This is a genomic window from Aurantiacibacter luteus, assembly GCF_001010945.1.
Taxonomy (GTDB): domain Bacteria; phylum Pseudomonadota; class Alphaproteobacteria; order Sphingomonadales; family Sphingomonadaceae; genus Alteraurantiacibacter; species Alteraurantiacibacter luteus.
The window spans coordinates 538,565-555,104 of the sequence record NZ_LBHB01000002.1; the positions used below are offsets into that span (position 1 = coordinate 538,565).

Consider the following 16,540-nt stretch of genomic DNA (forward strand, 5'->3'; position numbering starts at 1 on the left):
GCGGCGGATGCGGCTGACCGCGACGGCAATGCTGGTAGCGATGGCGGCGATATTCGTCGCCACCCACCCCCTGCTCGGCACCCATCCGGCCTGGGGCTACGTCAACGCCTTTGCCGAGGCGGCGATGGTCGGCGGACTGGCGGACTGGTTCGCGGTGACGGCGCTGTTCCGCCATCCGCTGGGCCTGCCGATCCCGCACACCGCGATCATCCCCACGAACAAGAACCGCATCGCCGATACGATGGCGGACTTCCTGCGCACCAATTTCCTCACGCCCGTGGTGGTCGCGCGGCGGATGCGCGAGATGAACGTGGCGCGCGCGGCGGGCGATTTCCTCGCCCAGCGCGGCGAACGCGGCGAAGGCGGCGCGGGCCGGGTGATGGCGGGCGCGGGGGCGCTGTTCGTGGAACTGCTCGAATCGCTCGATCCCGATCGCCTCGGTCTGCAGGTGAAGGCGGGGCTGGCGCGACAGGCGGAAAAGATCGAGGTCGCCCCGCTGCTCGGCAAGATGCTGCAAGGGGCCATCGCCGACGGGCGGCACCGCCCGCTGATCGACGGCTTCATCCGCTGGGTAGGGGTGGCGCTGGAGGACAACGAGGACATGGTCCGCAGGATGGTGCAGCAGCGCGCCAATGCCGTGATCCGCTGGACCGGCCTCGATGCCCGGCTGGCCGAATCGGTGCTCAATGGCCTCTACAAACTGCTCGCGGAGATGCACGTCGATCCGAACCATCCCGTGCGGGTCCGGCTGGACGAAGGGCTGGCGCACCTGGCGCAGGATCTCCAGAGCGATGCCGCTCTGCGCGCCCGGGTGGAGCAGGCGAAGAACGACCTCCTCGCCAACCCGGCCCTGTCGGACTGGTGGATGGGCGTGTGGGAGCGCATCCGCCTCTCGCTGATCGCCATGGTGCGCAATCCGGGCAACGCGATGGGCGGGCAGATCGGCGCGAGCGTGGCCGAACTCGGCGCGGCGCTGCAGACCGACCCAAGGCTGCAGGTGCAGGTCAACCGCTTCGCCCGGCGCACGCTGGTGGGCGTGGTCAACCGTTACGGGGAGCAGATCGTCGGCCTTGTCTCGGCCACGGTAAAGGGCTGGGACGCGACCACCATCACCACCCGCATCGAGCGCGCGGTGGGCCGCGATCTGCAGTTCATCCGCATCAACGGCACCCTTGTTGGCGGGTTAGTCGGCCTCGTGCTGCATCTCCTGACCGAGGTGTTGTGAGCCCTGTTGCGGGGCCCGGTGCGCCGCAGCTCGTTACCGAGCGCCTGGAACTTTGGCGCCCGGTCGCAGGCGATCTAACACAGCTCGCCGAGCTGGTCTCGCACCCGGAGGTGGCGCGCTGGCTGGGCGGGCCCCAGCCGATGGCCGACCATTTCGCCCGGCTGCTGCGCAATGCCGGGAGCTGGCAGCTCTACGGCTACGGCACCTTCATGCTGCGCCTGCGCGGCGGGGACGGGCGGATCGTGGGCAACTGCGGCGTGTTCCGCTCGTGGCGCGGGCTGGGGGAGGATTTCGACGACCGCGCCGAGGCGGGCTGGATCGTCGCCGCGGACCAAGCGGGCAAGGGCCTGGCCGAAGAGGCCATGCGCGCCGCGCTGGACTGGTTCGACGCGGAGTTCGGGCTGCCGACGGTGTGCATGATCGTGCACGGCAACACGGCATCGATCCGCCTTGCGGGCAAACTCGGCTTCACACGCACGCGCGATGCCGAGCTACCTTCCGGCGAGGCGGTGCACCTGTTCCGGCGCGAGGCGCCCGGTCAGCGGTAGGGGTCGGTCCCGTCGGCGTTGGGCCAGTTGCCGCCGGCCCATTCGAAGCCGATCGCCTGGAAGAAGAAATCGGTCATCGGCTCACCTGCCGCGTCGCGCGCGGGGACGAGGCGGCCTTCGCGCCCGAGCGCGGCGCAGACGGCTCTCTGCAATTGCACCGGCATGAGGTCGTCGCTCGACGCGCAGTCGACCAGGCGACCGCCACTGTCGACGCCGATGCGCAGCCACATCCGGCCCTCGCGATTCGGATGATCGCGATAGATGCGCTGGAGTTCGCGGGTGAAGGCGGGGATATCGGCGATGCGGGCGGGCTCGGATACGGCGGCGTGCCGCTCGAGGTCGATGCCGAGCGCGTCCAGGCGCGCCTCCACGCAGCTGTCGATCGCGGTCAGTGCCTCGTGCACCGGGCCGGTCTCGAGCACGTAGCTGCGCCCGTCGCTGCCCTCGGCGACGAAATAGCCCACGCGCTGTGCGGCGGGGATTTCGCCGGTCCCCGTCGCGACGGTGGACGGCAGGTGGTCACCCGCGAAGTAGATGCCGGGCCGCTCGCCGATGGTGGCACTCCCGACGCGGGTAAAGGTGGTGAGACCGGCAGAGGGCCAGAAGGCGGCCGAAACCTCCTCGCGCGCCTGGAGGTCGGTGCCGGCCAGGACGAACTGTGCCCCGGTGTGGGGATGCAGGCGCTGCACCTGCAGCGATACCCGTTCGCCGTTCCGCTCGAAATCGCGGATCACGCCGCAGCGTCTTTCGGAGGAAGACCGTGCCCATAACCCCACCGGGCGATACACCTCGCCGCTGGCAAAGGCCTGCCGCGTGGCGGCGGACGGCGGGCTGAGGTCGCTCTCCTGCGCGGGTGCGGCCACGGGCGCGGCGAGCGCCGCAAGGGCCATCGCGAGGCGGAAAAGGCGTTGCATTGCACCGGGCTAGCGCAACCGCCGCCCGGTGCAAAGCCCTACAGCTTGCTCGTCAGCTCCGGCACCACGGTGAAAAGGTCGCCCACGAGGCCCACGTCGGCAACCTGGAAGATCGGCGCGTCGGGATCCTTGTTGATGGCGACGATGGTCTTGCTGTCCTTCATGCCCGCAAGGTGCTGGATCGCGCCGGAGATGCCGATCGCGATGTAGACCTCGGGCGCGACGATCTTGCCGGTCTGGCCGACCTGATAGTCGTTGGGCACGTACCCCGCGTCCACCGCCGCGCGGCTGGCGCCGATGGCGGCGCCCAGCTTGTCGGCGAGGGGCGTGATGACCTGCTCGAAGGTTTCGCCGTCCTTCAGCGCGCGGCCGCCCGAGACGATGATCTTGGCGCTGGTGAGTTCGGGCCGGTCGGACTTGACCGCGTCGAGGCCGACAAATTCGCTCGAGCCCGCGCTGCCGGGCCCGGCGACGGTTTCGACAGAGGCGCTGCCGCCTTCCGCCGCCGCCTTCTCGAAAGTGGTGGTGCGAACGGTGATCACGAGCTTGGGATCGCTCGATTCGACCGTGGCGATGGCGTTGCCGGCGTAGATCGGGCGCTTGAAGGTCTTGGGCCCCTCGACGTTGATGATGTCGGAGACCTGCATCACGTCGAGCATGGCGGCGACGCGCGGCAGGACGTTCTTGCCGGTGGTCGTGGCGGGCGCCAGCACGGCATCGTAGCCATCGGCGAGGCCCGCGATCAGCGGCGCGAGGTTTTCGGCGAGGCCGTGGGCGTAGGCATCGTCCGAGGCGACGAGAACCTTGGACACGCCGGCAATTCCGGCATGGGCCTGTCCGGCCGCATCTGAGCCGGCGACGAGCACGTGGACGTCGCCGCCCAGCTGCGAGGCGGCGGTGACGGCGGCGAGGGTGGCATCTGCCACGCTGTCGCCATGCGGTTCAGCAAATACGAGGGCGGTCATCAGGCGACTCCGAGGGCTTTGAGCTTGGCGACCAGCGCGTCGACGTCGGCGACGATCTCGCCCGCCTGGCGCACCGGCGGTTCGGCGACGTGCGTGGTGGTGATCCGCGGCGCGGTGTCCACGCCGTAGTCGGCGGGGGTCTTCATCGCGAGCGGCTTGGACTTGGCCTTCATGATGTTGGGCAGCGAGGCGTAGCGCGGCTCGTTGAGGCGCAGGTCGGTGGTGACGACGGCCGGCAGCGCCAGCTTCACCGTCTCCAGTCCGCCGTCGACCTCGCGGGTCACGCTGACATGGTCGCCTTCGATGGCAACCTTGCTGGCAAAGGTGCCCTGCGGACGGTCCATCAGCGCGGCGAGCATCTGCCCGGTCTGGTTCGAGTCGTCGTCGATCGCCTGCTTGCCGAGCATGACGATGCCCGGCTCTTCCTCGGCGGCGATGGCCTTCAGGATCTTGGCGACGGCGAGCGGCTCGACCGCGTCCTCGGTCTCGACGAGTATAGCGCGGTCCGCGCCCATGGCGAGCGCCGTGCGCAGCGTCTCCTGCGCCTTTGCCGGGCCGACACTGACGGCGATCACTTCGGTCGCGGCACCCGATTCGCGCAGGCGCAACGCCTCTTCCACGGCGATCTCGTCGAACGGGTTCATGCTCATCTTGACGTTGGCGAGGTCGACCCCGCTGCCGTCCGCCTTCACCCGCGGCTTCACGTTGTAATCGATGACCCGCTTCACGGGCACGAGGATCTTCATCGGAATCGGCCTCTCGCTCAGAATCTTGGCTGCCGCTTATGTAAGGCGCTTGACGTATAGGTCAAGCAGACTTGTTCGAGCGGTTGCTCTCTGAACGACGGCCTAGGCCATTGGTGCCGCCGCGCCAACCCGGAGCGGGACGCGCCTTTCGCGAAACAACCGCGCCGCCGGGGCGTTGAGCGGCCGGGGAGATGCCATGAGCAGCACGCCGTATAGCGTCGGCGACATTCTCGATTGTCTCGAGGAATTGAGCGAGGAATGCGATTCGATCTCGGTCGAGCGGATCGTCGGCGCCTTCGGCACGCGGACTTTCGGGCCCGCGATCATGGTGCCCGCGCTGCTCGAAATCACGCCCGTCGGCGCTATTCCCGGCGTGCCGACCTTCCTCGCCGTCACCATCGCGCTGGTCGCCGGGCAGAAGATGCTGGGCAAGCGCCACCTGTGGCTGCCGAAGCTGATTGCCGACCGCTGCGTCTCGGCGGAAAAACTGCGTGTGGCCACCCACAAGCTGCGCCCTCTCGCCGGCTTCCTCGACCGGCATTTCCATCGCCGCCTGAAGGCCATGACCCGCGCGCCGTTCGCGCAGATCGCCGCGGGCGTGATCATCGTGCTGTGCCTCGCGGTGCCGTTCCTGGAAGTGCTGCCCTTCGCCAGCAGCGCGCCAATGCTCGCCATCGCCGGCTTCGGGCTGGCGGTCCTGGTGCGCGACGGGGTGCTGATGGCATTGGCGCTAGCCGCCAGTCTCTCGGCCATCGGCCTGATGGGCTGGGATTACGCCGACGGCGGCCTCAGCGACACCGAGGAGGTCGACGGCGTGGTCAAGCAGGAGACGGTCGACGCGGTGGAAGACACCGCCGCCCAGGCGGGCGCGGCCATCGAACAGGGCGGGGCCGAGGCTGCCGAGGCGGTGGGAGAGGTGGCGCAGGACGCCGCCGACGGGGCCGGCGACGCCGTGCAGGACATTGCCGAGGACGTGGCCGACTAGGCCGCCTGCTTCACCTCGGCCACGATCTTCTTGGCCGCATCGCCCAGGTCGTCCGCCGGGATGATCGGCAGGCCGGAATTGGCGAGGATGTCCTTGCCCTGCTGTACGTTGGTGCCTTCGAGGCGCACCACCAGCGGCACGTTCAGGTCCACTTCCTTCGCCGCTATCACGATGCCCTCGGCAATGGTGTCGCAGCGCATGATGCCGCCGAAGATGTTGACGAGAATGCCCTCGACCGCCGGATCGCTGAGGATGATCTTGAACGCCGCCGTCACCTTTTCCGTGGTGGCGCCGCCGCCCACGTCGAGGAAGTTGGCCGGGAAGGCACCGTTCAGCTTGATGATGTCCATCGTCGCCATGGCGAGGCCCGCGCCGTTGACCATGCAGCCGATGTTGCCGTCCAGCTTGATGTAGGCGAGGTCGTACTTGCTCGCCTCGATCTCGGCCGGGTCTTCCTCGGTTTCGTCGCGCAGCTCGGCGTAGTCGTGGTGGCGGAACTCGGCGTTCGAATCGAAGCTCATCTTGGTGTCGAGCACCAGCAGCTGTCCATCCTTGGTTTCCACCAGCGGATTGATCTCCAGCATGGCGCAGTCGAGGTCGACGAAGGCCTCGTAGAGCTGCTTTGCCAGCTTCTGCGCGGCCTTGGCGAGGGCGCCCTCCAGCTTCAGCGCATGAGCCACGCTGCGGCCGTGATGCGGCATGAAGCCGGTCGCGGGGTCCACGCCGATGGTGGCGATCTTTTCGGGCGTGTGGTGCGCCACCTCCTCGATGTCCATGCCGCCCTCCGTGGAGACGATCATGGCCACGCGGTCGGTCGCGCGGTCGACGACCATCGAGAGGTAGTATTCCTTCGCGATGTCGACGCCGTCGGTCACGTAGAGGCGGTTCACCTGCTTGCCCGCATCGCCGGTCTGGATCGTCACCAGCGTGTTGCCGAGCATCTCGCCCGCGTCGCGGCGCACGTCCTCGATCGAATGGGCGAGCCGCACGCCGCCCTTGGCCTCGGCCGGAAGCTCGGCGAACTTGCCCTTGCCGCGTCCGCCGGCGTGGATCTGCGCCTTCACCACGTAGAGCGGCCCGGGCAGTTTCTCCGCCGCCGCGACGGCTTCCTCCACGCTCATCGCCGCGTAACCGGTGGGCACGCCGATGTCGTATTTCGCGAGGAGTTCCTTGGCCTGGTATTCGTGGATGTTCATGGGGCTCTCGCCTGACAAGGGATTGGGGGTTTGCGCAGGGCCTAAAGCACCATCGCGCCGCGCTTGCAAACCCTCTCTCGCCGTATCATCTGCTTGCCCGACACATGATCGACAGCATGAGACTGGAACAGATCTGCCGCGAGGCGGGTCATATGGCGCTGCAGCGCTGGCCGGGCGCGGGGCATACGCTCAAGAGCTGGGAGAAGGCTCCGGGCAATCCCGTGTGCGAGGCCGATATCGAGGTTGACGGGTTCCTGCGCCGCGAACTGGCGCGCCTGCTGCCCGCCGCCGGGTGGCTGTCGGAGGAAACCGCCGATGCCCCGGCACGGCTCGACAAGGGTCTCGTCTGGCTGGTCGATCCCATCGACGGCACGCGAGACTTCATCCGTGGCCGCGCGGGCTGGGCGGTGTCGGTGGCGCTGGTGAGCGGCGGACGACCGCTGATCGGCACGCTGGTCGCCCCCGCGCGCAAGGAGGTATGGTCGGCGACGGCGGGCAAGGGAGCGTGGCTCAACGGCAAGCGCCTGCGGGCCAGCACGCGCAAGACCTTTGCCGGGGCACGCGTGCCGACGAACGACCTGCCGCGGGAAGACCGCGACCTGACGGCGGTCGAGCAGCCCAACTCGATCGCCCTTCGCGTCGCCATGGTGGCGGACGACCGGGCCGACCTGGTGGCGACGCTGCGCTGGGGCTACGAATGGGACATTGCCGCCGCCGCCCTCATCGCGCGCGAGGCGGGCGCGGCGGTCACCGACGCTTTCGGCAAGCCGCTCGCCTACAACAAGCGCGACCCGCGCGCCTTCGGCCTGCTGGCGAGCGCGCCGGGTATTCACGCGGCGGCGGTGGAGCGACTGGCGGAACGGGCGGAGAGGTTAGGCAGGTAGACATCAGGCAGTAGGCAGTGGGCAACCGGCTCTTACTGCCTCACAAAACAAAAGGGCCGCCCCGAAGGACGGCCCTCTCGTGTCTCTAAGCGTAACCCGATCAGTAAGCCGAGTTCACATCCGCCTGGGTAACGGGCGTGATGCGGATTTCCACGCGGCGGTTCTGCGCGCGGCCCGATTCGCTCATGTTGTCGGCAACCGGGTACTGCTCGCCGTAACCGATCGTCTCCATGCGCGCGCGGGCGACGCCGCGGCTGGCGAGGTAATTGGCGACCGATTCGGCACGGCGGCGCGACAGATCGAGGTTGTACTGGTCGCTACCGGTCGAATCGGTGTGACCCATCACGTCGATCAGCGAATTCGGATAGTTGACCATCGACTGCGCCACGCCGTCGAGCACGTTTCGCATCGAGGGCGAGATGGTCGCCTGGTTGGTGGCGAACGTCACGTCGGGGAAGGTCACCAGGATGCCGTCGCCATTCGGGGTCTGGCCCACGTTCACGCCGGTGCCGCTGGTGACTTCCTCGATCTCGCGGATCTGTTCGTCCATGCGGTAGCCGACGTAGCCGCCCGCCGCCGCGCCGATGCCGGCGCCCACGATGCGGGCCGTCTTGCCGCCGATGAGGCCGCCCAGCAGGTAGCCGAGACCGGCGCCGCCGACGCCGCCGATGGCCGCGCGCGAGATGACCTGGTTGCCGGTGTTTGGATCGGTGACGCAGGCGCTGGTGGCGCCCACGAGAGCGAGGCCGGCGACCGAGGTGACGAGGAATTTCTTGATGTTCATTGTTCTAAACCTCCAAATAAAGCGCAGACCACGGTGTTGAATCAGTTGCGAGTGGCTCGGCCTTGCCGCCTTGTAACGCCGCTTCGCGCAACGTGTTCCGGGCCCCGGTCGCGGCGAGGTCCGCAGCAAGGTTCGCAGCGCACCGCGCAGCAAGCCCCTTCGCCAGCCCCGATAAACCTGCTAGCGCCCGAGCCCTGATGTCCCCGTTCCCATGGCACTACCTCGCCGCGCTCGCCCTGCTGATCGTCCTCAACGGCGTGTTCGCCATGTCCGAGCTGGCGATCGTCTCCGCCCGGACCGCGCAGCTGCGCATGGCGGCGGAGCGTGGCAGCAAGAGCGCCGCGGTGGCGCTGCGGCTGGCCGCGGAGCCGGGCAAGTTCCTCTCCACCGTGCAGATCGGCATCACCCTCATCGGCGTGATTTCGGGCGCGGTGTCGGGCGCGACACTGGGCGAGCCGGTGGGCGAGCGGCTGGCGGCCCTCGGCATGGCGCCCGATACCGCGGTGAACGTCGGCTACGTTCTGGTCATCGCGCTGACGACCTTCTTCAGCGTGGTGATCGGCGAGCTCGTGCCCAAGCAGGTGGCCCTGCGCGCGGCGGTGCCGATCGCGCTGGTCATGGCCATCCCGATGGACCTGCTGGCCCGCGTGGCGGCGCCCTTCGTCTGGCTGCTCGACACGACATCCAACCTGCTGCTTTCCGCGCTCGGCATCCGCCACAAGGGCGATCACAAGCTGACGGCGGAGGAACTGCAGATGATCTTCGCCGATGCCACCCGCACCGGCCTGATCGAGGAGCAGGAACGCGCCATCCTCTCGGGCATCATGCGCCTCGCCGACCGCCCCGTGCGCGAGGTGATGACCCCGCGCGTGGAGATCGACTGGTTGGACGTGCATGCGAGCGAGGCGGACATGGTCGAGACCTTCGAGGCTTCGCCCCACTCGCTGCTGCCGGTGGCCGAGGGGTCGGTCGACCGGATGCTGGGCGTGGTCAAGGTGCGCGAAGTATTGGCCCGGCGGCTGGAGGGACAGCCCGTCGTGCTGGCCGATCTGGTGCGCAAGTGCGAGGTGCTGCCCGACCAGCTCGACGCGCTCGATGCGCTGAGGATGCTGCAGCAATCGGGCACCGGCATGGCCATGGTGCACGACGAATACGGCCATCTCGACGGCATCGTCACCAATGCCGACATCCTCGAGGCGATTGCGGGCACGTTCGCCAGCCACCAGGACGAAGGCGACGATCCGCTGGTGGTGGAGCGCGAGGATGGCAGCCTGCTCGTCTCCGGCGCGCTGGGTGCGGACGCGCTGGCCGAACGCCTCGGCATCGACCTTCCCGAAAACCGCGAATTCGCAACGGCTGCGGGCTATGCGCTCTATGTCCTCAAGCGCCTGCCGGCAGAGGGCGAGCACTTCACCGACCAGGGCTGGCGCTTCGAGGTAGTCGACATGGACGGGCGCAAGATCGACAAGTTGCTGGTGAACGAGGCGTGATTTGATTGCGAAGCCGCCTCCGCGGCTTCGTCCTCGCTAGACGCACTTCGCTACGCTGCGTGCCCGCTGCGGGCGGCCGTTCGGCCTTGCGGTCGGCTGGTCGCCGACCGGACCAGCCTCGCAGACAGACCCATTTCGGTCCGAAGGACCGCAAGCGCGAATGCGCGCCCGCAGGTGCCGCGCAGCCGGAGCGCAGCCCCGGCGGAGCGAACAGCACCGAGGATGTCCGCGCGGAGGCGCGGACCAAAAACAAACAGAAAGTGATTGCCGGCGTCAGCCGGGAATCACGGCCCTCGCTGCCTGACCGTCGCCTTCGGGCGCGGCGATGATCGTGCGCACGTTGTTGCCGGTGTCGACGGTGTAGGTATCGGCATCACCCACATTGGAGCGGATGCCGGGGTCGGCCTGGCCGGCCAGCTGCAGCGTGCGGGTTTCCACCGCGCTGCGCTGCGAGGGGCCGCCGAACAGCGCGTCGAGCGCCTGCTGCGAGGCCGTGCCTTCCACCGGGCGCGGGGCGCCGGGGGCGGGGGGCACGAGGTGGAAGTCGGGCGGGATGACCAGCGGTGCCTGGCGCTGCACTGCGAACTCGTCGGGCCGGTCGCGGTTGCCGAGGTTGATGCCATTGCAGGCGGTAAGGCCGATGGCGGTGAGGCCGAGCAGGGCGATGCGGGCGGTTCTGGTCATGAAGGCTCTCTAGTCTGGTCGGGCTTTGCTGTCACGGGGTTATGGGGCGCGGGACCTGCCGCGTCCTGTCCCTCGGCCACTGTCTCGCGGCTGAACAGCGCGCGAACTAGGATAATGACGACGCCGATGGTGATCGCCGCATCGGCCACGTTGAAGATCAGGAACGGACGGAACTCGCCGACATGCAGGTCGGCATAGTCGATGACGTAGCCGTACATCCACCGGTCGCGGATATTGCCGAGCGCACCGCCCAGCACGAGGCCCAGCGCGGCGATGTCCCAGCCCTTGCGCTCGCGCAGCATCCACACCGCCACGCCCACGGCGATGGCGGCGGTCACGGCGACGAGGATCCAGCGCATTTCCATGCTGGTCGCTTCGAACATGCCAAGCGAGACGCCGTAGTTGTTGGCGCGGCGCAGGTCGAAGAACGGCAGCAGCGGCTCGACCTCGTTCACCCGGTCGAGCTCGAGCACGTTCACCACGACGTGCTTGATCCACTGGTCGAGCACGAAGGTGACGACGGCAATGGCGAAGCCGACGATGCGAAGGTTGCGAAGCGAGGTCATCGGGCGGCATCCATTTCGGCGACGACGGTCTCGCAGCGGTGGCACAGGTCGCCGTCCTCCTCGACCTCGGGCAGCAGGCGCCAGCAGCGGCCGCACTTGGCGTCGTCCGATTTGGCGACGGTGACGGCATCGCCCTCGTGACGGGTGACCGCGCCGCTGATGAACAGCTCGGCGAGATCGGCGTCGGAGAAGCCTGCCGGCACGGCGGCAGCGGGCACGGCGACCTCAGCCTCAAGGCCCGAGCGCACGACTTTGTCGCGGCGCAGCGGCTCGATGGCTTCGGTCACGCGCTCGCGCAGGGTGCGCAGCTGCTCCCAGCGGGCGGCATCGGCCTCGGCGGCGGGCACCTTGGGCCATTCGAGCAGGTGGATGCTGCCGCCGTCGGGGTAACGCGTGCCCCAGACCTCTTCGGCGGTGAAGACCAGCACTGGCGCGGTGTAGCGGATCAGCGCGTGGAACAACGTGTCGAGCACGGTGCGGTAGGCGCGCCGCTCCAGGCTGCCCGGCGCATCGCAATAGAGCCGGTCCTTGCGGATATCGAAGAAGAAGGCGCTCAAATCCTCGTTGGCGAATTCGCTCAGCGCGCGGGTGTAAGCGATGAAATCGAAGTCGCTCACTGCACGGCGCAGCTTGCCATCGAGCTCGCCCAGCAGGCTGAGCATGTACTGCTCGAGCTCGGGCATCTCGCCCACGCCCACCCGCTCGCTCTCGTCGAACCCGTCGAGCGCGCCGAGCAGGTAGCGGAAGGTATTGCGCAGCTTGCGATAGCTGTCGGCCACGCCCTTGAGGATTTCCGGCCCGATGCGGTGGTCCTCGGTCGAATCGACGCTGAGCGCCCAGAGCCGGATGATGTCGGCGCCGTATTCCTCCATCACCTTCAGCGGATCGACGGTGTTGCCGAGGCTCTTCGACATCTTGCGCCCGTCGGCGGCCATGGTGAAGCCATGGGTCAGCACCGCCTTGTAGGGCGCGCGGCCGCGGGTGGCGCAGCTTTCCAGCAAGCTCGACTGGAACCAGCCGCGATGCTGGTCGCTGCCTTCGAGATAGAGGTCGGCGGGGCTCTGCAGGTCCGGCCAGCGCCCGCTTTCGAGGACGAAAGCATGGGTGGAGCCGGAATCGAACCAGACGTCGAGAATGTCGGAGACCATCTCGTAGTCGGCGAGGTCGTATTCGTTGCCGAGCAGGCGCGCGGCGTTCTCCTCCGACCAGGCATCGACGCCTTCGGCCTTTACCGCCTCGACGATGCGCGCATTGACGGCGGGATCGACGAGGTACTGCCCGCTCTCGCGATGGACGAACAGCGTGATCGGCACGCCCCAGGCGCGCTGGCGGCTGAGCACCCAGTCGGGGCGACCCTCCACCATGGCGCGGATGCGGTTCTGGCCCTTGGCGGGGACGAAGCGCGTGGCCTCGATTTCGGCGAGCGCGGTTTGCCGCAACGTCATCCCAGCGGAAGCTGGGATCGCTATGGATTCAGCTGCGTTGCCAGCGACCCCAGCTTGCGCTGGGGTGACGATCTTTGCGTCCATCGGCACGAACCACTGCGGCGTGCAGCGGAAGATGACCTTGGCCTTCGAGCGCCACGAGTGCGGGTAGGAGTGCTGGTAGTCCGCGCTGGCGGCGAGCAACGCGCCGGCTTCGCGCAGGTCCGAGCAGATCGGGCCGTCGGGGGCGTTGAACTTCGGGTTTATGACGCTGGCGCTGCGCTCGTCGGTGCGCGGTAGCCAGCCCCAGTCCTCGCGGTAGCGCCCGTCGTCGTCGACCACGAACTTCGGGCCGATGCCGTACTCGCGGCACAGCTCGAAATCGTCCTCGCCGTGATCGGGCGCCATGTGGACGAGCCCCGTGCCGCTGTCGGTCGTGACGAAGTCGCCGGGCAACAGCGGACGCGGCTCGGCGAAGAACCCTCCGAGATGGTGCATCGGGTGGCGGGCGATTGTGCCGGCGAGCGACTCCCCGATGTAGAAGTCCAGCGTGGCGAAATTTTGTTTCGGATTCTCTTGTGCGCGAATACGCGAGCGGAAGCCGTCGTATAGCTCAGTCGCAACAAGGTAGCGCCGACCGGTCGCCTCGGCGAACTCGTCGAGCCCTTCGACCAGAACGTAATCGACATCCGGCCCATAGGCCAAAGCCTGATTTACCGGGATCGTCCACGGCGTGGTCGTCCAGATCACCGCGTGCGCGCCGACCAGTTCGGGGATCGGGCTCTCGACGATCTCGAACGCCACGTCGATCTGGGTCGAGACGATATCCTCGTATTCGACCTCGGCCTCCGCCAGCGCGGTCTTCTCGACCGGGCTCCACATCACCGGCTTGGCGCCGCGATAGAGCTGGCCGCTCTCGGCGAACTTGAGCAGTTCGGCGACGATTCCGGCCTCGGCCTCGGGGGCCATCGTCAGGTAGGGATCGTCCCACTGGCCGGTGACGCCGAGCCGCTTGAACTGTTCGCGCTGCACGTCGACCCACTTGGCCGCATATTCGCGGCATTCGGCGCGGAACTCGCGCGCCGGGACCTCGTCCTTGTTGCGCTTCTTCTTGCGGTAGAGTTCCTCCACCTTCCACTCGATCGGCAGGCCGTGGCAGTCCCAGCCGGGCACGTAGGGCGCGTCCTTGCCGAGCAGCGTCTGGGTGCGGATAACTGCGTCCTTCAGCACCTTGTTCAGCGCATGGCCGATGTGGATGTCGCCGTTGGCGTAGGGCGGACCATCGTGGAGGATGAACTTCTCCGCGCCCGCACGCGCGGCGCGCACCTGGCCGTAGAGATCCTCCGCCTCCCAGCGCGCGAGAATGCCCGGCTCCTTCTGCGGCAGGCCGGCCTTCATGGGAAAATCGGTCTTCGGCAGGAAGACGGTATCCCGGTAATCTCGCTTGGTGCTCTCGGAGGTCATTTCGCGGGCGCACCTAGGAGTTTGCGCGCCCGTTCGCAATCGGCTTCCATCTGCACCTTGAGTGCCTCCATCCCGTCGAAGCGCTGCTCTGGCCGCAGGAAATGGCGGAATTCGATGTCGAGCTGCTCGCCGTAGAGATCGCCCGCGAAATCGAAGAAGAAAGGCTCGAGCAGTTCCTTTGGCGGATCGAAGGTTGGGCGCACGCCAACATTGGCCGCGCCCTGCAACCGCTGTCCGGTCGAGAGGACACGCGCGGTGACGGCGTAGATGCCGAAGCGCGGGCGAAGGTATCCGCCCAGTTCCATGTTGGCCGTCGGAAAGCCCATTTCGCGCCCACGCTTGTCGCCGTGGATGACCGTGCCGCGCACGGTGAAGGGGCGGGTGAGGAGCTCCGCCGCCGCCTCGCATTCGCCCGCCTTCAGCGCGTCACGGATGCGGCTGGAGCTGACCGTCAGTCCGCCATCGGCCACCGGACCCACAGCGCGCGCCGCGATCCCGTGCGCCGCGCCGACATCGCGCAGCACCTGCACATTTCCGCTGCGGCCTTGTCCGAAGGTGAAGTCCTCGCCCGTCACCACGCCCGCTGCGCCCAGATGCGCGCCGAGCAGGTCGGCGACGAAGCTTTCCGCCGTGGTCGCGGCCAAGGCGTCGTCAAAGGTGAAGACCAGCACCGCGTCCGCGCCGGCGGCCGTGAACAGCTCCTCGCGCTGGTCGAGCCCGGTGAGGCGGAAGGGCGGGACGTGCGGGGCGAAGTGGCGCACCGGGTGCGGGTCGAAGGTGGCGACGATCGCCGGGCGGCCCTCGGCGCGCGCCCATTCCACCGCCTCGGCGACGACGCGCTGGTGGCCGAGGTGAAAGCCGTCGAAGTTGCCGAGCGCGACGATCGCGCCGCGCAGGTTCTCGGGCACGGGATCGCGGTGGGTCAGCCTCATCGCACGTCCCCCGGCAGGATCGGCGGCAGCGGGGTGGTGTCGACGCGCCAGCGCCCGCTCGCGTCCTGCGCGTAGCTACCGGGCGGCTTGATCCCCTCGCGGAGTACACGCAGCGCATTGAGCCCCATCGCCTTGCGGATGTCCCCCTCGCTCCAGCCATCGTCCAGCAGCGCCTGCGTCACCTGCACCAGCTGGCTCGTGTCGAAGGCGGTCGTCACGCTGCCGTCGAAGTCGCTGCCGAGCGCGACGTGGTCCGCCCCCACGAGGTCGCGCACGTGGCGCATGGCGGCGACGATCGCGGCGGGCGAGGTGTCGCAAACCGCGCCGTCGAAGTAGCCTATGCCGATGACCCCGCCGGTCGCCGCGACGCCGCGGATTTCATCGTCGGTCAGGTTGCGGTTGGTGGCGCAGGTCGCCTGCACGCCGCCGTGGCTGGAGACGACCGGGCGGCGCGCCATCGCCAGCACCTCGGCCACACACCGGTGCGAGCAGTGGGCAATGTCGACGATCACGCCCATGTCCTCCATGCGCGGCACGATCTGCCGGCCGAAGGCGGTCAGCCCGCCCTTGGCGACCCCGTGCATCGAGCCCGCCACCTCGTTGTCGAAGAAATGGACGAGCCCCGCCATCCTGAGCCCCGCGTCGTAGAGCCGCTGGAGGTTCGCCGCATCGCCTTCCAGGTTGTGCAGCCCCTCCGCCGAGAACAGCGCGCCCACCGGCCGCCCGGTGGCATCGCGCTCGGCGAGGACGGCGTCGATATCGGCAGGCGCGCGCACTAGGTGCAGCGCATCGGGCGCCTCCTCGGCGGCGCGCTCCAGCTTGTGCGCGTGGTAGAGCGAGCGCTCGGCGAGCGAGGTCCAGGTGCGCGGCGGCTGCAACTGGCCCACGGCGAGCAGCGTAATGTTGTCGCGCGCATCGGCGCTGTTGCGCTCGAAATTCAGCCCGGCGGGCGACTGCGTGACGCTGGAGAAGACCTGCAGCGCGACGTTGCCGTCGATGAGGCGCGGCAGGTCCATCTGCCCGCGACCCGCGCGTTCCAGCGGATTGCGCCCCCACAGCAGGGAATCGGAATGAAGGTCGACGATAACGAGACTGGCGTGGAGCGCCCGTGCCTCATCGGAGACCTCGGGCAAGGGCGCGCCCTCGACCTTGTTCATGCTGCGCTCGGCGATGCCGGGGCCGAGCACGAAGAAGCCCGCCACGGCCATCAGAAGGGCCACGCCGAGCCACTTGAGCGCGCGCCTCATCGGCGGCGCTCGTAGGTGACGAAATCGAAGGGCGGGAAGCCGCCTGCCGCCGGGCGGCTCTCGCGCGCGACCTCGCGCCAGGTGGGATCGTCCGCGGGGGAGCGCATGGTGACATCGCCCGCCGTGTCCTCGAACACCTCGGTCAGCTCGAAGCGCGTGCCCCAGACCCACAGCAGATCGAACACCTCGGCGCCGCCGATTATCGCGACATCGCCGTCGCCCGCCAGCGCCAGCGCCTCATCCGGCGAATGCGCGACCTCGGCGCCCTCGGCTTGCCAGCCCTCTTGCCGGGTGAGGACGATGTGGCGGCGACCGGGCAGCAGGCCGGGCAGGCTCTCGAAGGTCTTGCGGCCCAAGATCATGGGCTTGCCCATCGTCAGCCGCTTGAAGCGTTGCAGATCCTCGCGGATCGCCCAGGGCACCGCGCCGTCGCGAGCGATCACGCCGTTGGTCGCCCGCGCGACGATGAAGAGCACCTGGCGCACC

Annotated in this window: 16 protein-coding genes; 5 read left to right on the forward strand and 11 right to left on the reverse strand. The window is 68.4% G+C overall.

What is annotated here, in order from left to right; all coding sequences use genetic code 11:
* The first annotated feature begins 7 nt into the window (after positions 1-7).
* A complete protein-coding gene (locus AAW00_RS09050) occupies positions 8-1,225 on the forward strand; it encodes a DUF445 domain-containing protein (RefSeq protein ID WP_047004019.1) in 1,218 nt (405 codons plus the stop codon).
* Entirely contained in the window at positions 1,222-1,773 is a 552-nt protein-coding gene (locus AAW00_RS09055) for a GNAT family N-acetyltransferase (protein WP_047004020.1), read from the forward strand. Before AAW00_RS09050 ends, AAW00_RS09055 begins: the two co-directional genes overlap by 4 nt.
* On the opposite strand, the gene AAW00_RS09060 is transcribed toward AAW00_RS09055, so the two are convergent.
* The 3 genes from AAW00_RS09060 to AAW00_RS09070 are packed head-to-tail and all read right to left on the reverse strand — an operon-like array spanning position 1,764 to position 4,398.
* The gene (locus tag AAW00_RS09060; protein WP_047004021.1) at positions 1,764-2,687 is read right to left on the reverse strand and encodes a hypothetical protein; all 924 of its coding nucleotides are present in this window, start codon (positions 2,685-2,687) and stop codon (positions 1,764-1,766) included. The genes AAW00_RS09055 and AAW00_RS09060 overlap by 10 nt on opposite strands.
* Positions 2,688-2,725: 38 nt before the next feature.
* Positions 2,726-3,652: an electron transfer flavoprotein subunit alpha/FixB family protein gene (locus AAW00_RS09065; RefSeq protein ID WP_047004022.1), complete on the reverse strand. Its 927-nt coding sequence runs from the start codon at positions 3,650-3,652 to the stop codon at positions 2,726-2,728.
* Complete coding sequence (locus AAW00_RS09070; protein ID WP_047004023.1) at positions 3,652-4,398, reverse strand: electron transfer flavoprotein subunit beta/FixA family protein; 747 nt, start codon at positions 4,396-4,398, stop codon at positions 3,652-3,654. The genes AAW00_RS09065 and AAW00_RS09070 overlap by 1 nt, the downstream gene beginning before the upstream one ends.
* Before the next feature lie 196 nt (positions 4,399-4,594).
* Between AAW00_RS09070 and AAW00_RS09075 the strand changes: the two genes are divergently transcribed.
* Positions 4,595-5,383 (forward strand): exopolysaccharide biosynthesis protein, encoded by a 789-nt coding sequence (locus AAW00_RS09075; RefSeq protein ID WP_063359815.1) that lies wholly within the window; start codon positions 4,595-4,597, stop codon positions 5,381-5,383.
* On the opposite strand, the gene sucC is transcribed toward AAW00_RS09075, so the two are convergent.
* Positions 5,380-6,579, reverse strand: coding sequence for an ADP-forming succinate--CoA ligase subunit beta (sucC, locus tag AAW00_RS09080; protein ID WP_047004024.1), 1,200 nt, complete (start codon positions 6,577-6,579; stop codon positions 5,380-5,382). The two genes, AAW00_RS09075 and sucC, sit on opposite strands and share 4 nt — an antisense overlap.
* Before the next feature lie 104 nt (positions 6,580-6,683).
* Between sucC and AAW00_RS09085 the strand changes: the two genes are divergently transcribed.
* The gene (locus AAW00_RS09085; protein ID WP_047004025.1) at positions 6,684-7,463 is read left to right on the forward strand and encodes a 3'(2'),5'-bisphosphate nucleotidase CysQ; all 780 of its coding nucleotides are present in this window, start codon (positions 6,684-6,686) and stop codon (positions 7,461-7,463) included.
* 100 nt (positions 7,464-7,563) lie between these two features.
* On the opposite strand, the gene AAW00_RS09090 is transcribed toward AAW00_RS09085, so the two are convergent.
* Positions 7,564-8,247, reverse strand: coding sequence for a YiaD family glycine zipper/OmpA-like lipoprotein (locus tag AAW00_RS09090; protein ID WP_047004026.1), 684 nt, complete (start codon positions 8,245-8,247; stop codon positions 7,564-7,566).
* A 197-nt stretch (positions 8,248-8,444) separates the two neighbouring features.
* Between AAW00_RS09090 and AAW00_RS09095 the strand changes: the two genes are divergently transcribed.
* Positions 8,445-9,737: a hemolysin family protein gene (locus tag AAW00_RS09095; RefSeq protein WP_047004027.1), complete on the forward strand. Its 1,293-nt coding sequence runs from the start codon at positions 8,445-8,447 to the stop codon at positions 9,735-9,737.
* Positions 9,738-10,010: 273 nt separating this feature from the next.
* Here AAW00_RS09095 and AAW00_RS09100 read toward each other — a convergent pair whose 3' ends face one another.
* Genes AAW00_RS09100 through AAW00_RS09125 form a run of 6 tightly spaced genes read right to left on the reverse strand, consistent with a single transcriptional unit; the run spans position 10,011 to position 16,539 of the window.
* Positions 10,011-10,421, reverse strand: coding sequence for a DUF3035 domain-containing protein (locus tag AAW00_RS09100; protein WP_047004028.1), 411 nt, complete (start codon positions 10,419-10,421; stop codon positions 10,011-10,013).
* Positions 10,418-10,987: a signal peptidase II gene (gene lspA, locus AAW00_RS09105; protein ID WP_047004029.1), complete on the reverse strand. Its 570-nt coding sequence runs from the start codon at positions 10,985-10,987 to the stop codon at positions 10,418-10,420. Before lspA ends, AAW00_RS09100 begins: the two co-directional genes overlap by 4 nt.
* Positions 10,984-13,875, reverse strand: a complete 2,892-nt coding sequence (gene ileS, locus AAW00_RS09110) for an isoleucine--tRNA ligase (RefSeq protein WP_047004030.1) — start codon at positions 13,873-13,875, stop codon at positions 10,984-10,986. The genes lspA and ileS overlap by 4 nt, the downstream gene beginning before the upstream one ends.
* Complete coding sequence (locus AAW00_RS09115) at positions 13,872-14,807, reverse strand: bifunctional riboflavin kinase/FAD synthetase (protein ID WP_047004031.1); 936 nt, start codon at positions 14,805-14,807, stop codon at positions 13,872-13,874. Before AAW00_RS09115 ends, ileS begins: the two co-directional genes overlap by 4 nt.
* Positions 14,804-16,054, reverse strand: coding sequence for a dipeptidase (locus tag AAW00_RS09120; protein ID WP_047004032.1), 1,251 nt, complete (start codon positions 16,052-16,054; stop codon positions 14,804-14,806). Before AAW00_RS09120 ends, AAW00_RS09115 begins: the two co-directional genes overlap by 4 nt.
* Positions 16,051-16,539: a dihydrofolate reductase gene (locus AAW00_RS09125; RefSeq protein WP_047004033.1), complete on the reverse strand. Its 489-nt coding sequence runs from the start codon at positions 16,537-16,539 to the stop codon at positions 16,051-16,053. Before AAW00_RS09125 ends, AAW00_RS09120 begins: the two co-directional genes overlap by 4 nt.
* Position 16,540 lies beyond the last annotated feature (1 nt).

Excerpts from the sequence above, each read along its gene's own strand:
- AAW00_RS09050 (WP_047004019.1), top strand. The coding sequence starts at position 8 with ATGCGGCTGACCGCGACGGCAATGCTGGTAGCGATGGCGGCGATATTC.
- AAW00_RS09060 (WP_047004021.1), bottom strand. The coding sequence starts at position 2,687 with ATGCAACGCCTTTTCCGCCTCGCGATGGCCCTTGCGGCGCTCGCCGCG.
- AAW00_RS09065 (WP_047004022.1), bottom strand. The coding sequence starts at position 3,652 with ATGACCGCCCTCGTATTTGCTGAACCGCATGGCGACAGCGTGGCAGAT.
- AAW00_RS09070 (WP_047004023.1), bottom strand. The coding sequence starts at position 4,398 with ATGAAGATCCTCGTGCCCGTGAAGCGGGTCATCGATTACAACGTGAAG.
- AAW00_RS09075 (WP_063359815.1), top strand. The coding sequence starts at position 4,595 with ATGAGCAGCACGCCGTATAGCGTCGGCGACATTCTCGATTGTCTCGAG.
- sucC (WP_047004024.1), bottom strand. The coding sequence starts at position 6,579 with ATGAACATCCACGAATACCAGGCCAAGGAACTCCTCGCGAAATACGAC.
- AAW00_RS09085 (WP_047004025.1), top strand. The coding sequence starts at position 6,684 with ATGATCGACAGCATGAGACTGGAACAGATCTGCCGCGAGGCGGGTCAT.
- AAW00_RS09090 (WP_047004026.1), bottom strand. The coding sequence starts at position 8,247 with ATGAACATCAAGAAATTCCTCGTCACCTCGGTCGCCGGCCTCGCTCTC.
- AAW00_RS09095 (WP_047004027.1), top strand. The coding sequence starts at position 8,445 with ATGTCCCCGTTCCCATGGCACTACCTCGCCGCGCTCGCCCTGCTGATC.
- AAW00_RS09100 (WP_047004028.1), bottom strand. The coding sequence starts at position 10,421 with ATGACCAGAACCGCCCGCATCGCCCTGCTCGGCCTCACCGCCATCGGC.
- lspA (WP_047004029.1), bottom strand. The coding sequence starts at position 10,987 with ATGACCTCGCTTCGCAACCTTCGCATCGTCGGCTTCGCCATTGCCGTC.
- ileS (WP_047004030.1), bottom strand. The coding sequence starts at position 13,875 with ATGACCTCCGAGAGCACCAAGCGAGATTACCGGGATACCGTCTTCCTG.
- AAW00_RS09115 (WP_047004031.1), bottom strand. The coding sequence starts at position 14,807 with ATGAGGCTGACCCACCGCGATCCCGTGCCCGAGAACCTGCGCGGCGCG.
- AAW00_RS09120 (WP_047004032.1), bottom strand. The coding sequence starts at position 16,054 with ATGAGGCGCGCGCTCAAGTGGCTCGGCGTGGCCCTTCTGATGGCCGTG.